General features: G+C 62.4%; 15 protein-coding genes. 5 read left to right on the forward strand and 10 right to left on the reverse strand.

What is annotated here, in order from left to right; translation table 11 throughout:
* Nucleotides 1-132 precede the first annotated feature (132 nt).
* A complete protein-coding gene (locus tag ACVTFQ_RS21170) occupies nt 133-1,125 on the forward strand; it encodes a substrate-binding domain-containing protein (protein WP_112949414.1) in 993 nt (330 codons plus the stop codon).
* Nucleotides 1,126-1,176: 51 nt separating this feature from the next.
* Here ACVTFQ_RS21170 and ACVTFQ_RS21175 read toward each other — a convergent pair whose 3' ends face one another.
* The 5 genes from ACVTFQ_RS21175 to ACVTFQ_RS21195 are packed head-to-tail and all read right to left on the reverse strand — an operon-like array spanning nt 1,177 to nt 6,235.
* A complete protein-coding gene (locus ACVTFQ_RS21175; protein ID WP_112949413.1) occupies nt 1,177-2,442 on the reverse strand; it encodes an ABC transporter substrate-binding protein in 1,266 nt (421 codons plus the stop codon).
* 29 nt (nt 2,443-2,471) lie between these two features.
* On the reverse strand, nt 2,472-3,308 hold the full coding sequence (locus tag ACVTFQ_RS21180) for a carbohydrate ABC transporter permease (RefSeq protein WP_112949457.1): 837 nt from the start codon (nt 3,306-3,308) through the stop codon (nt 2,472-2,474).
* An 11-nt stretch (nt 3,309-3,319) separates the two neighbouring features.
* Nucleotides 3,320-4,246, reverse strand: coding sequence for a carbohydrate ABC transporter permease (locus tag ACVTFQ_RS21185; RefSeq protein ID WP_047504204.1), 927 nt, complete (start codon nt 4,244-4,246; stop codon nt 3,320-3,322).
* Nucleotides 4,239-5,402 carry an ABC transporter ATP-binding protein gene (locus tag ACVTFQ_RS21190; protein WP_112949412.1) on the reverse strand — a complete coding sequence of 388 codons (1,164 nt, stop codon included), beginning with the start codon at nt 5,400-5,402 and terminating at the stop codon, nt 4,239-4,241. Before ACVTFQ_RS21190 ends, ACVTFQ_RS21185 begins: the two co-directional genes overlap by 8 nt.
* Entirely contained in the window at nt 5,399-6,235 is an 837-nt protein-coding gene (locus tag ACVTFQ_RS21195) for a metallophosphoesterase family protein (protein ID WP_112435228.1), read from the reverse strand. The genes ACVTFQ_RS21190 and ACVTFQ_RS21195 overlap by 4 nt, the downstream gene beginning before the upstream one ends.
* A gap of 303 nt (nt 6,236-6,538) precedes the next feature.
* Between ACVTFQ_RS21195 and ACVTFQ_RS21200 the strand changes: the two genes are divergently transcribed.
* From ACVTFQ_RS21200 to ACVTFQ_RS21215, 4 genes are all read left to right on the forward strand, one after another.
* Nucleotides 6,539-7,669 (forward strand): ABC transporter ATP-binding protein, encoded by a 1,131-nt coding sequence (locus ACVTFQ_RS21200; RefSeq protein ID WP_112988765.1) that lies wholly within the window; start codon nt 6,539-6,541, stop codon nt 7,667-7,669.
* A gap of 54 nt (nt 7,670-7,723) precedes the next feature.
* Nucleotides 7,724-8,857, forward strand: a complete 1,134-nt coding sequence (locus ACVTFQ_RS21205; RefSeq protein WP_018896972.1) for an ABC transporter substrate-binding protein — start codon at nt 7,724-7,726, stop codon at nt 8,855-8,857.
* Nucleotides 8,858-9,001: 144 nt separating this feature from the next.
* Complete coding sequence (locus ACVTFQ_RS21210; RefSeq protein WP_112949410.1) at nt 9,002-9,826, forward strand: ABC transporter permease; 825 nt, start codon at nt 9,002-9,004, stop codon at nt 9,824-9,826.
* Nucleotides 9,826-10,659 (forward strand): ABC transporter permease, encoded by an 834-nt coding sequence (locus ACVTFQ_RS21215; protein WP_112949409.1) that lies wholly within the window; start codon nt 9,826-9,828, stop codon nt 10,657-10,659. Before ACVTFQ_RS21210 ends, ACVTFQ_RS21215 begins: the two co-directional genes overlap by 1 nt.
* Before the next feature lie 20 nt (nt 10,660-10,679).
* Here ACVTFQ_RS21215 and ACVTFQ_RS21220 read toward each other — a convergent pair whose 3' ends face one another.
* The 5 genes from ACVTFQ_RS21220 to cyoC all read right to left on the reverse strand — a co-directional run bounded on the left by ACVTFQ_RS21220 (nt 10,680) and on the right by cyoC (nt 13,793).
* On the reverse strand, nt 10,680-10,910 hold the full coding sequence (locus tag ACVTFQ_RS21220) for a hypothetical protein (protein ID WP_413391121.1): 231 nt from the start codon (nt 10,908-10,910) through the stop codon (nt 10,680-10,682).
* 202 nt (nt 10,911-11,112) lie between these two features.
* The gene (locus tag ACVTFQ_RS21225; protein ID WP_112949455.1) at nt 11,113-11,874 is read right to left on the reverse strand and encodes a histidine phosphatase family protein; all 762 of its coding nucleotides are present in this window, start codon (nt 11,872-11,874) and stop codon (nt 11,113-11,115) included.
* Nucleotides 11,875-11,971: 97 nt separating this feature from the next.
* Nucleotides 11,972-12,724 (reverse strand): SURF1 family protein, encoded by a 753-nt coding sequence (locus ACVTFQ_RS21230; protein ID WP_413391119.1) that lies wholly within the window; start codon nt 12,722-12,724, stop codon nt 11,972-11,974.
* Between the two features lie 50 nt (nt 12,725-12,774).
* Nucleotides 12,775-13,176, reverse strand: coding sequence for a cytochrome o ubiquinol oxidase subunit IV (gene cyoD / locus ACVTFQ_RS21235; protein ID WP_112949407.1), 402 nt, complete (start codon nt 13,174-13,176; stop codon nt 12,775-12,777).
* Nucleotides 13,173-13,793 carry a cytochrome o ubiquinol oxidase subunit III gene (cyoC, locus tag ACVTFQ_RS21240; protein ID WP_018896979.1) on the reverse strand — a complete coding sequence of 207 codons (621 nt, stop codon included), beginning with the start codon at nt 13,791-13,793 and terminating at the stop codon, nt 13,173-13,175. The genes cyoD and cyoC overlap by 4 nt, the downstream gene beginning before the upstream one ends.
* Nucleotides 13,794-13,795: the final 2 nt, after the last annotated feature.

The following is a 13,795-nucleotide window of genomic DNA, read 5'->3' on the forward strand; positions in this document are numbered from 1 at the left end:
GCGGCTGAATTGTGCTCATCGGGGGTGAAGGGGTGCGACAAGGTGCAACCGCGCGTATTCTTGCGCGCGCCGCGCCATCCCTGCTAAAGCCGGCTGCGGGAGGCTCTGTCCGAGAACGCGGGAAAACGATCCATGGCGACACTGCGCCAAGTTGCTGAACGTGCGGGCTGCTCCACGGCGACGGCGAGCCGCGTTCTGAACCATAGCGGGCCAGTCAGCCCCGCGATGGTCGGCAAGGTGCGCAAGGCGGCCGGCGAACTCGGCTATCGCGCTCCCGGCGCCACTGCCAAGGGCGGGCGACGCCCCGTCATCGGCGTGCTCGTGCCGAGCCTCACCAACCCCGTCTTCGCCGCGTCCCTGTCAGGCATCCAGAATCGCATGCTGAGCGCCGGTCACAGTGTGCTGATCGCCCAGTCCAATTACGATCCGCTGCAGGAGGCGGATGCCGTATCGGGCTTGATGAGCGAACGGCCGACCGGATTGATCCTGACCGTCTGCAACGGCCTGACCAGCCAGGCGCTCCTTGGCGATTTGCCGCCAACGGTGCTCTTGCACAATCTGCCGACCGAGCGTCATCCGGCTGCCGTTACCGTCGACAATTTCGCTGCCGGCCGCGACCTCACGCGCTATCTGCTGCAGATGGGGCACGAGCGAATCTTGTTCGTGTCCGGCAGCTTTGCCGCTTCCGACCGCGCCGCGCGCCGCTACCAGGGCTATCTCGAAGCGTTGCGGGAAGTCGGGAAGCCGCCGCTCGATGCGATGCAGATCTCCTTCGTTTCGGAATACGACCAGATCGACATCCTGACCGCCATCCGGGACGGTCGCCCGACCGCGATCATCGGCTCCAATGACCTTCTGGCGCTGGGGGTGATCGCAGCGCTCCGTCGCGAAGGTCTGTCCGTGCCGCGAGACATGTCGGTCGCAGGCTTCGATGGCATCGTCATCGGCCGACTGATCGATCCGCCGTTGACGACGATGAACATGCCTGATGCCAGCATGGGCACCACGGCGGCGTCGCTGCTGCTTGACATGGTCGAGAACGCCGCGCCCGATCGGCATCTGGAGCTCGCCTACTCGCTGCACAAGGGCGGGACCGTCCGCGATCTGAACCAGTCATCCAAATAGAAAGAGCCGCCGCACGGGGTGCGACGGCTCGATACGACCATCCGGTCGCGCTTAGCTGCGCGGCAGCATGCCTTCGACGTCGGCGGCTGCGTCGTCGAGTGCTTCCTTCGGCGCCGACGACTGGTCGACGATGCGCGAGAGGTTGTCGACGATCGTCTGGGTGACGCGAACACCGTTGGAGCCCGGGAAGGCGTACCACGGAACCATCAGCGGCATCTGCTTCAGGCCGGCCTGGAACAGCGGGTTCTTGGCGTAGAAGTCACCGAGATAATCAGGCGACTTGGCGGCCAGCTCGTTGTTGGGAACGTAGCCGGTGCCCGGTACGACAACCGAGGCGCCGTAAGGGCCGGCCGCGAACTTGGCGAACTTCCAGGCGGCTTCCTGCTTGGCGGCATCCTTGGTCAGGATGACGACGGCGTTGCCACCGGTTGGCAGGTGACCCTTGGCGGGGTCGAGCAGCGGCAGCGGAGCCGTGCGCAGGTCGAACTTGTCGCCGGCGTTCTTGATGGTGTTGCGCAGAGCGCCTGTTGTCTGGAACTCGAAGCCGACCTTGCCGGCCGCGAATGCCTGCTCGCCGGCAGACTTCGTGAACACAGGCAGGCCGCCTTCCTTGACCATGCGCTCGATGACTTCGCCGGCCTTCTGGCCTTCCGGACCGTTGAAGGTGACCTTGCTCTCGTCTTCGCTGAGCATGGAGCCGCCGGCGCCGAAGAGCAGCGCCGAGAACATCCAGTCGTCGCCCTGCCAGCGGAAGTCGATACCATCGACGCCGTTGCCGAGCGCCTTGATCTTACCGCCGAGCGCGATCACTTCGTCCCAGGTCTTCGGCGGGTTCTCGGGGTCGCCACCGGCGGCCTTAACGAGATCGGCGTTGTAGTACATAATCGGGGTCGAGGTCGCGAAGGCGAGGCCGATCTGCTTGCCCTTGACCTGGGCGAGCTTCAGGATCGTGTCCGAGAAGCCCTGCTCGGCCATGTTGCCGTCTTTTTTGACGAGCGGGCCGAGATCGACAGCGACATCGCGCTCGTCGATCATGCGCAGGCGGTTCAGGCCGATGAAGGTCAGGTCAGGCATTTCCGACGTGCCGACCTGGCGAAGGATCGTCTGGATACCTTCTTCATAGGTCGCAGACGGGCTGGCGAACTGGATCTTGATATCCGGATTTTCTTCCATGAACTTCTTCGAGATCGTGTCCATCACGTCCTTGAAGAAGCCCGGCATCGGGTAGTGGACCGTCAGCGTCGTCTCGGCGAAGGCCGGTACGGTTGTCGCCATCGAGATGGCCGCTGCGGCGAGAAGCTGGGTGATACGTTTCATCGCTCGTTCTCCTGGGTTGAGGCGACCGGTCAGCCTTTGAGACCGGTCATGGTGATACCCTCGACGAAGCGCTTCTGCGCGAGCAGGAATGCGGCGACGAGGGGAAGGGTGATGATCATGGTGGCGGCCATCAGCGCGCCGTAGTCGTCACCGGCCTCGGCGGCGCGGAAATACATCAGGCCGAGAGGCGGCGTGGCGTAGTCCTGCTTGGTGATGACGACGAGAGGCCAGTAGAGGTCGTTCCAGTGGGCGACGACCGAAAAGATCGAAAAGGCGGTGACGGCGGGCCAGGCATTCGGCACGATGACGCGCGCGACAATCCCGAGTTCCGACATCCCATCAAGGCGCGCTGCATGGATCAGATCGTCGGGCATCGACCGGAAGAACTGAAGGAACATGAAGATCGCGAAGACCGAGATCGAGAACGGAGCCACCAGCGCGGTGTAGCTGTTGAGCAGCGACAGGCTGTTGAAGCCGACATAGAGCGGCAGGGCGGTCGCGTGGATCGGCACCAGCAGGCCGAGCATGACGAGAACCATCATTAGCCGCGCCGCGCGGAATTTCAGCTTTGCCATGGCGTAGGCGCAGGGAATGGCGATCAGCACCTGGAAGAAGAAGATCAGCCCGCAGACGAGCACCCCGTTCCACAGAAGCGTTCCCATCGGCACGCGGGTCAGCGCCTTGGTGAAGTTGGCGACGTAGTAGAAATTCGTCGGGATCAGTGACAGGGCGGAGGTGAAGATCTCGCTCTGCGCCTTGCCTGCCGTCGAGAGCATGAAGACATAGGGCGCGAGGAACAGCAGCGCTCCGAAAGAAAGGAGTGCCAGGCGGCTGACGCGGCCAAGGGTCCACCGGTTGGCGGTCATCGTGTTTACGCTCATGAGTAGTGCACCCGGCGGTCGAGAACATTGTACTGGAGGAAGGTGAGCACCATCAGGATGGCGAGGAACACCACGGTCATCGCCGATGCGTAACCAACGCGCAGATAGACGAAGCCTTCCTGGTAGATGCTAAAAAGCAGCACTTCGGATGCGTGGTTCGGCCCGCCCTGGGTCAGGGTCTGGACGGTCTCGAAGACCTTCACCGAGTTGATGATGCTGATGGTCGTGACGAACAGCGTCGTCGGCCCGAGCATCGGCCAGGTCACGAGACGGAACCGGTCGAAAGCCGAGCGGGCACCATCGACTTCGGCAGCCGCATAGAGCTCACGCGGAATGGCGGTGAGGCCGGCCAGGAAGAGCACCATGTTGAAGCCGACCGACTGCCAGACGCCGATGATCGACAGGCTGTAGAGCACGGTGCTGGAGGCCGCCAGCCAGTTGGGGCCGGGGATGCCGACCAGCGCCAGCAGGCTGTTGATCGGCCCGATGGTCGGGTGGAAGAGATATTGCCAGACGGTCGCCATGGCGACGATCAGTGATGCCACCGGAAGGAAGTAGACCGTGCGGAAGAAGCTCCGCGCGGTGGTCTCGCTTTCGATCAGCAGAGCGACGACAAGGCCGAGGACGATCGAAACAGGGGCGACGATCGCCGTATAGCAGGTCGTGTTCCACAGAGCCTTGCGGAAGGCGCGATCGTTGATCAGGTGCGCGTAATTCTCGAAACCGACGAAGCGGAACTTGCCCATGCCAAGCTCGAAATCGGTGAAGCCGAGCAGGACGACCGCGACTACCGGCAGAAGCACGAAAACAAAGATCAGGATGATGGCGGGCAGTGCTAGAAGCCAGGCCGTGCGTGCTTCATTGCGTTCGCGCGCTGCCGTGGTCTTGCGGGCCGCAGGTGCGTCCATGGCGATGCTAGCCATGAGCCTTCTCCAGCGTCGCGTCGATCGTAATCGGGCTTGCCTTCATGCGGCTGCCATCCTCGGCAAAGACCATGGCCTTGTCCGCCGACAGCGAGAGAGCAACGGGCATTCCAGCCGAGACCCCGCTGGCCTCCGCCGGCGAGAGCTTGGCGATCATTGTTTCGCCGATCGCATCGAGCTTGCAGTAGAGGATGACCTCGGAGCCGAGGAACTCGATGCGCTCGACCTTCGCCGCAAGACCATCCTCACGACTATCCGCCAGGCGGACGAATTCGGGGCGGATCGCCAGACTCACCGGCGTGCGGGCCGAAACAGGGGTGTGCAAGCCGAGCCTGACGCCACCGAAGGACACCATGCCGCTTTCGGCGAGCGCCGGCACGACATTGATGCGCGGCTGACCGACGAAGCGGGCAACCTCAATATGCGCCGGGTCATCGTAAATGACCTGCGGGCTTGCCAGTTGAAGCAGATTGCCGCCGATCATCACGGCCACGCGGTCGGCCATCGACAGGGCCTCGGCCTGGTCATGGGTGACGTAGACGGTCGGCACGCCGGCGCGCCGATGCAGCTCTACGATCTCCCCACGGGCGTGGACACGCAGGTTCGCATCCAGGTTGGAGAGCGGCTCGTCCATAAGAAAGACGCTCGGATGGCGCACCATGGCGCGCGCCAGAGCCACACGCTGGCGCTGGCCGCCCGACATCTGGCCGGGCTTTCGGTCGAGCAGATGGTCGATCTTCAGTGACTTCGCCATTTCGGCGACATCACGCGCGATCGCCGCGCTGATGGCCCGCTGGCCGGGAAGCATGGAGCCGACGAATGGCAAGCGCTGCGCGCCGGAGAGACGGCGCATGGCGAGCGGAACGGCAATGTTCTGGCCGGCCGTCAGATGCGGATAGAGCGCGTAGGACTGGAAGACCATCGCGATATTGCGATCGGCGGCGGCGATCGCCGACATATCCTCGCCGCCGATGACGATCTGGCCCTGGTCGGCGTGATCGAGGCCGGCAAGGATGCGCAGCAACGTGCTTTTGCCGCAACCCGACGGGCCGACCAGCGCGATGAACTCGCCCGGCTCGACGTCAAGGCTGACGCCCTTGAGGATGGCGTTGCCGGAGAAGGACTTGGTGATACCGCGAAGGGAAAGCGCGCTCATTCCGCTCGCTCGCGCTGCTTCTTCGGTGCTGCCTGCGGATAGACCTCCTCCACGACATCGTCGAGGAAGTAGGCGGTCATCCCGGGTACGGCGACCAGTTCGGTGGTGACGTCGTCGCCAAGCTCGTGCACGGCTGCACCAACCAGGCGCTCGCCCGGCATTTCGCGTTCCATCGTATCGAGGATAAAGGCCGTCGGCGGCGCCCAGACGACGGAGGTCTGGCCGAATTCACCCTTCCACGTCCAGTGCAGGTGGCCGCTGCCAAAGAGCGCGACGTCGTGGGCGGCGATCAGGTCGTAAAGCTTGCGGCGCTGCGTCGGGCGCACGCTCCAGTAACCGGTGTCGCCTTCATTGGCGTCGTCCACGAACAGCGGCTTGTGCGCGAAGATCGCGACACGGCGGTCACCGCGTTCGGCGAGCGTCTTCTGCAGCCAGTCGAACTGCGCCTGCTCTTCCGCGTCCTCAAAGCCCATCAGCAGGCTGTTGAGGCCGATGATGCGCCACTCGCCGATATCCTTGACCCAGTAGTCGGGGCCGACGAGATTGCGCCAGCGCGCCAGGCGTTCCGGATTGACCGGCTGAGCGGAGCCGGGGAGGTGGCCGACGTCGTGATTGCCGGGAACGATCAGCATGGGGATCGACACTTCGCGCATCAGATCCATGGAAAAGGTCAGATCTTCGTCCTTATCTGCGCCGTCAACGCTGAGATCGCCGGTGTGGACGATCAGGTCGGCGCCGGTTTCCTCGATCCAGCGGACCAAGGGCGCCCAGTTGCCGTTGAAATGCGGCTTGTTGGGGCTCAGATGTGTATCGGTGATGTGGATGATCTTCACGGCGCTTCTCCGGTTCCAAGCCGCAGGCCAAACTCAGGCCAGCGACGTCTTCCGGCGCCTCTTTAGAGCGATCATGTGTCGTAGGCGTAACACGCCTTTCCAACCGCGTTTCATTTTCGTCATCGAATTGTCACTGCGCATCCGGGCCGCTTGTTAGAGCCTGAAATCGAGGGCAAAACCGCGCAAGGATCATCCATTCGATGCAGTGGATAGCGAGAAGGCGGCAACCGTCATCTAACTGTAAAGGAAACATTCTAACTAGCTCCTGGGCATATTGCACAGCTGTGCAACGGGAGTTGAAAGATGAGCCAAGGCGCGTTTCTGGAATTGCGGTCGGTTGCCTGCAGATATGGCAACACCCAGGTTCTGGAGGACATAGACCTCAACATAGAGCGCGGGGAATTCGTCGCCTTACTGGGGTCGTCTGGCTGCGGAAAGACGACATTGCTGCGTGTTCTGGCCGGCTTCGTGACGCCATCGTCGGGATCCGTCTCCGTGCGCCATCGCGAAGTGACGCACCTGCCGCCCGACAAGCGCGGCATGGCGCTCGTCTTCCAGTCCTACGCGCTCTGGCCACATATGACGGTAGCGCAGAATATCGGCTACGGGCTGAAGCTGAAGAAGGTCCAGCGCAGCGAAATCGACAAGCGGGTCTCTGCCATGCAGTCCCTCCTGGGGCTGGATGGGCTTGGCGCACGAAAGCCGGCGGCCTTGTCCGGCGGCCAGCGCCAGCGCGTCGCGCTCGGCCGTGCGCTCGCGGTCGATCCGGAGATTCTGCTGCTCGACGAGCCGCTCTCCAATCTCGACGCCCGCATAAGGCTCAGCGTTCGCCACGAGCTGCGTGCGCTGCAGAAACGCCTCGGCATCACCGCCGTTCACGTGACGCATGACCGCGAAGAAGCGATGGTGATGGCCGACAGGATCGTGATCCTCAATGCCGGCCGGATCGCCCAGCAGGGCACCCCTGAAGACGTCTACAACAGGCCAGCCTCGGCCTTCGTCGCGGCCTTCATGGGCGCCGAGAACGTGATCTTGCTGACCGGCGCGCCTGATGGCAACGACTTCGTTATCGCTGCGGGCCCGGCAAATGCCGCAGGCCATGTCGCCCTGATGGGGCGAGACCTCGTGCAAGGCACCGTCGAGGCGCGCTTCCGCCCGGAGGCAGCGCAAATCCTCTCCGCCGAGACCGCAGTTGTCGGATCCGGCGTTACGCTCGATGGCAAGATCGCAGCCGTCAGCTACCCCGGCGGCCACTGGCGCCATGTCGTTCATGTCGGCGACCGCGAGATCATGGCCGACGCGCCGCGGGCATTCGAGCCGGGCGAGCGCGTCCGCGTCCATGTGCCTGCCGACGCCCTGTTTCTCTTCAATTCGCCGAGCACCCAGCCGGCAAACGCCATTTCCCGGGTTTCGCCCGGGAAAGTCCACGCCTGACCTTTTGATGCCTGACTTTCAGAACCTCACATTTTCATAACAAGGAGAAGCCTGATGCAGAGATTGACGTATGCCGCTATCGCCATTGCTCTCGCGACGTTGCCGGTAAAGGCCGAAGAGCTGACGGTCGCCACCGCCGGCGACCAGAACATGGTAGATTACATCAACCAGTATCTCGGACCGTTGTTCGAGAAGGCCAATCCGGGCGACACGGTTCGCGCCGTCGGCACCGGCCCCGGTGATGCGGGTTCGCAGAAGATCCTTGAGCGTTTCGACGCGCAGGCGGCAGCCGAAGCTAAGGTCTGGGACGTCGACGTTGCCGTCGTGCACGAAAAGTTCGCCGGCCCGATGGTCCAGAAGGGTTACCTCGAGAAGTATCGCGGCAACATCGATACCGGCAAGCTCGTGACCCGCGGCAACGCGAAGAACGCGCTCGGCTCGGATGTCGATGGCTTCGTCATGCCGATGTTCAATAGCCAGACGGCAATCGCCTATAACCCGGCGCTGGTTCCGAACCCGCCGAAGAGCTACGCTGAACTCGCCGAATGGGCAAAGGCGCATCCGAAGCAGTTCGGCTATAACGGCATCAAGGGCGGCGCTTCGGGCGTGTCCTTCGTTATGGGCTGGGTCTATGCCTTCGGCGGCGGCGATGCCAACAACCTGATGACGGGTCCGTTCAAGCAGGAAGAAACCACGAAGTGGGACGGCGCCTTCAAGAGCCTCGCCGACTTCACCAAGAACGCCACGCTGACACCAGGCAACGCCGGCACGCTCGACCTTCTCAGCCGTGGCGAAATCGCCATGGGCCCAGTCTGGGTCGACATGTTCTACAGCTGGCAGGCCAATGGCCAGCTGCCGCCGGAAATGAAGCTGGTGCTGCCGGCACCGGGCATGCCCGGCCAGCCGATGCACTACGTCGTTCCTGAAAAGTCCGGCCACAAGGCGCTTGCCGAGAAGTTCATCGCGCTCGCCACCAGCCCGGAAGTTCAGGCCGAAGGTATCGTCAAGCGCTTCAACTGGTATCCGGGTATCGACGCTAACTTCGTCAAGCCGAAGCTCGACGACGCGACCTGGAACAAGCTCTTCGTCGACATCACGCCTGACGATCTCGCCAACAACGGCAAGCCTTTCCCGATCGCGCCTTACAATACCGCGATCCTCGAAGCCTACGAAAAGTCCGTAAAGTAAGCCTGCGAACCGCCTTCTCTCCCGGGGGAAGGCGGTTCGGTTGACCGGATGAGAGGTGGCACGCGGTGTCGCCGTCCTTTCGGCGGCGCTCGTCTCTGTCACCGCCTCCTCTCATCCGCCTCGCTCGCGTCTCAAGGTCGTCACATGTCGAAACGCCTACTCGGTCTCCTGCTTGTTCTGCCCGCGCTGGCGGTCATTGCAGCCCTATTCATTCTTCCGCTGATCATGTCGGCGGTGGGCGCCTTCAGGGTGGAAGGCGGAGCGCTCGGCTTCGACAACTTCGTCAAGACCTTCGACCTCTACACCAACGACATCGTCTTTACTGTTGTCATCGTCGGTCTCTCGACCGTGCTGATTGGCCTCGGCTCGATCGCGATCGGCGGCTATCTGACGCTCGGCGAGCATCCGCGTGCCGTTGCGATCCTGCGCTGGCTCTATCGCTGGCCGATGTTCATTCCGTTCATCGTCGTCGGCCAGATCCTGCGCACATTTCTCTCGAAGAACGGCATGATGAACAACACCGCCGTCAGCCTCGGCCTGATGACGCCGCTTGATGCCGTGAGTTTCCTCGACTGGCGCGGCATCGTCATCGCCTTCGTCTGGAAGCAGACGCCGTTCGTGGCATTGCTCGTTGCCGGTGCGATGGCGTCCATCAATCGCGACACCATCGAGGCCGCCCGCAATCTCGGCGCGTCAAAATTGCGGCTGCTGTTCGAGATCATCGTGCCACAGGTCGCCGTCACGCTCACCGTCGGCCTGATCCTCTCCTTCGTCACCATGATGTCGGTGCTCTCTGTGCCTTTGATGATCAACGCGCAATCGCCGACCATGCTGACCGCCGATATCGCATTTCGCGTCAACGCCTATGGCGACTACGGTGTCGCCAACGCGCTCGGCCTCGTCTCGCTGGTGCTGGCATCATCCGTGGCCTGGATCTATCTCCGCCAAAGTCTGAAGGAGCGCGCGTGATGACGACGATTTCTCGATCGCGAGTCTCTCTCGCCGCACTGTGGTGGGTGCCACGCGGCATCGTCTTCGGACTGATGGCCTTCTTCATCTTCGGCCCGCTCGCCAATCTGGTTTTGTGGACGGTTGCCGAGAAATGGTACTTTCCGCATAGCCTGCCGCTGGAATACGGCTTCAGCTCCTGGGTAAAGGTCTTCGCGCCGCGCGGTGGAGCGCTGGATTCGCTGCGCAACTCGCTTGTCGTCGCGGTCTTGACCGTCATCGTCTCGCTGCTTCTCGCCATTCCGGCCGGCTATGCGCTGGCGCGGCTGAAGCTGCCGCTGCGCAGCGTAATCCTGCTCGCTTTCCTCATTCCCCAAGCCTTCCCGAACCTCACGGTCTACGTGAATGTCGCGCGCATCTTCTACGAGATCGGCCTCAACGGCACGATCCCCGGCGTCGTCCTCGTGCATGTCTCGCATGGCCTCGTCTACGCTGTGTGGATTGCCACCGCGGCCTTCTCGGCGATCGATGCGGAGCTCGAACAGGCGGCGCGCGTGACCGGGGCAGGGGCCTTGCGCACCTTCTTCGACATCACGCTTCCGCTCGCCGCTCCCGGCTTGATGGCAAGCGCGATCTTCGTCTTCCTGGAAAGCCTCGATGAGTTCACCGGCAGCTACTTCGTCGGCGCGCCTGATGTGAACATGCTGCCGTTGCTGCTCTACACGACGGCGTCGGGCGGCAACTACCAGATCGCTTCGATCACGGCGCTGCTGCTGCTGATCCCGTCGCTCGTCTTCATGCTAATCGTCGAGCGGTTCCTGAAGGCGGACGTGCTGTCGCGCGTAGGACGCTGAGTCGAGCTTCCCGGCGGTAGCTAATTGGTCGGCGCGACCTTGTAGACGTCGTCTCCGACGAAGACGATGACATAGCCACCACGCCCGGCTGCGTCCGTCGCCCATGACGTCAACTGGCTGGCGTATGGCTCCTCGCGCCACGACTGCGGATGGTCGGGATCGACAAGCACCGTGAGCTGATCGCCCTGGCCATAGACCATCATCTTCGCGACTGTCGGGTTCCATTCCGAACCGAGCTTAGGATTCGTCATCCACGCACAGAGAAAGTCTCGACAGAGCTCTGGGCGATCGTCGTAGATCAGACAGCCTTGTCCCGTCACGCAGTTTACGCACAGCGCATTCGCCGGCTTCGAGAGCTGATCGATCTCAGGCAGCCGACAGCACAATGTGCATGTGCCGCAGGAGCGGGGTTCCATGCCGGATGTCGTGATGTCGGTCATCGCGGGCAACGGGTCACGTTCCGCTCCCATCGGGAATACCCGATCTCGGTGCGATCCTGACTTCGGCCCCATAGGCCTCCCGCATCTCGCTTTCCTCGCCTGGCCGGCGATCGGCGGCGTGATGAAGCAGCGTCGACGCGTATCCCGCCACGTATGATCCCTCGATCAGCGTCACGTCGGCATTACCAGGATTGTAGGAGCGCTCGAACCAGTCGACCGGTTGTTGCAGGAAGTTCATCTCGAATGCCCGGTTGGTGACACCGTGGCCGACGATGATGACGGTGTCGTCGCCATCGCGGGCGTCGCGCAGTGCCGTCTGGATAAACAGGCGCATGCGCTGCGCGACATCGGCACGGCTCTCACCATCCGGCGGTCGCGCGTAGAACTTTCCGCTGTTGTTGCGCAGCCTTGCCCATTTCTCGAATTCGTCGGGAAATTTCTGCCTCTGCTCCGCATGGTCATAGATCTCGGTGAAAAGGCCGAAATCCTGCTCGCGCAATAGATAGTCTTCCCGGACCTTGCCTATGAGGTCAGGCGGCAGAACCGAAAGCAGGGCGTCCTTGGTTTGGCGGGTTCTCAAGAATGGCGAATACCAGATCTGCAGCTGTCTAACGTCGGCCAAGGTTCTGAGGTGGGATGCTATCGCCTCGGCCGCGCCGATGGCCTGCCGGTGTCCCCAGCTGGTCAGCGGGACATTGTGATCGCCGAACTGGCCGTAAGCCCGCTCATCAAGATTGCCGAGGGATTCGCCGTGGCGAACGAGAAAGATGCGCATCATGCGGCCCGGATTGTCCGAAATGGAATCGCCGTATCATGACCGGTGCGGCCGCCCGGGGCAACGCCGGGGATGTCGGGCTCAAAGGCCCGACCCGCTATCGACGTCGGCGCAGTTCGCTGCGCAGTACGAAAACCAGAAGGCCGGCCACCATCGCCGCTAGCGCGAACCACGTCAGCGCGTACTGGAGATGGTTGTTGGGGAAGCTGACCTGCGTCAGGCCGCCAACGGGAAAACCACCCGGATTGGCCGTGGCATCGGCATCGATGAAGTAAGGGGCGATATCGGTGACGCCACGCTTGGCGGCCATCGCGTCCACGTCGCGCGAATACCAGCGGTCGTTCGCCGGATCGTTCGCCTTGATGAAGGTGCCGCCCGGCTCGTTGAGGCGGAGCAAACCGGTGATCTTGACGGGGCCGGAGACCTGACCGTCGAGGCGCGTGTTCACATCGCGCTTGTCCGTCGGCACGAAGCCGCGGTTGATCATCACGGATGTGCCATCGGCGAGCGTCAGGGGCGTGATCACCCAATAGCCGGCGCCAAGTGCCGTTGCCGCGTAGACGAGGCTCTCCTTGTCGTTCTGCAAGGTACCTTCGGCCGTTACACGGCGGTATTCGTCATTTTCTTTGGTGATATTTCCCCAGTCAGCACGGGCGGGGGCAGCCACCGGTTCGGCATGGATGCGCTGATCGACGCGGGCGATCAGATCCAGTTTCCAGGCGCGGCGTTCGACCTGCCAGACACCAAGCGCGAAAACCGCGCAAAGGACGACGACGAGGAAGCCGCAGAAGATCGTGAGAGCGATCGCCGAACGACGTTTGGGGGCTTGGTCTGCAGGGGAGTTTGTCAAGGTCTTAAACCGTAACGGGCGGCGTTGCCGCCGCCCGTCCATTGTGCCCGTCAGGGCATGTTTTTCATCATTTCCGGATTCATCGGCATCATGTTCGTATTGAGATGATGCATGACCCAGAGCGAGCCGGAGAGTGCGATGACCACGAGCAGGATCGTGAAGATCAGCGCCAGCAACGTCCAGCCACCCTCGGAGCGAGAGTTCATGTGCAGGAAGAAGATCATGTGAACGACGATCTGGATCACGCCGAAAATCATGATCAGGGCAGCGGTGACAGCCTTGCTGTCGAAGACGCCGGCCATGACGAGCCAGAAAGGAATGGCCGTCAGGACGACCGACAGGACGAAGCCGATCATGTAGCTCTTGAAGCTGCCGTGCGCTGCTTCGTGCCCATGGCTGTGCCCATGATGGGCTTCGTGAGCATCCTCGTGTGCGGGTGCGTGCGAACTCATCCGAGTACTCCCATAAGATAAACAATCGAGAAGACGCCGATCCAGACCACGTCGAGGAAGTGCCAGAACATAGAAAGGCACATCAGGCGACGCTTGTTCTCGGGGATCAGGCCATGCATCGAAACCTGCACCATCAGCGTCACCAGCCAGATGATGCCGAAGGTGACGTGCAGACCGTGGGTACCGACCAGCGTGAAGAAGGCCGACAGGAACGCCGAACGCTGCGGGCCCGCACCTTCGTGGATCAGATGGATGAACTCGTAGAGTTCGAGCGCGATGAACACGGCGCCGAACACGCCGGTAACGGCGAGCCAGAACAGTGTTTCAGCCTTCTTCGCCCGCTCCATCTGCAGCATGGCGAAGCCATAGGTGATGGAGGAGAGGAGAAGCATGGAGGTGTTGATCGCCACCAGCGGCAGATCGAAGAGATCTGCCGGCGACGGGCCGGCCGCATAATTGCGGCCGAGGACGGCGTAGGTGGCGAACAGGATCGCGAAGATCAGGCAGTCGCTCATCAGGTAGAGCCAGAAACCCAGCATGGTGCTGTTTTCCGGGTGATGCTCTTCCGTCAGGTAGAATTCGGGCTTCTCAGCCGTATCGATTGCAGAGTTGCTCATGA

The organism is Rhizobium sp. O111, assembly GCF_055616315.1.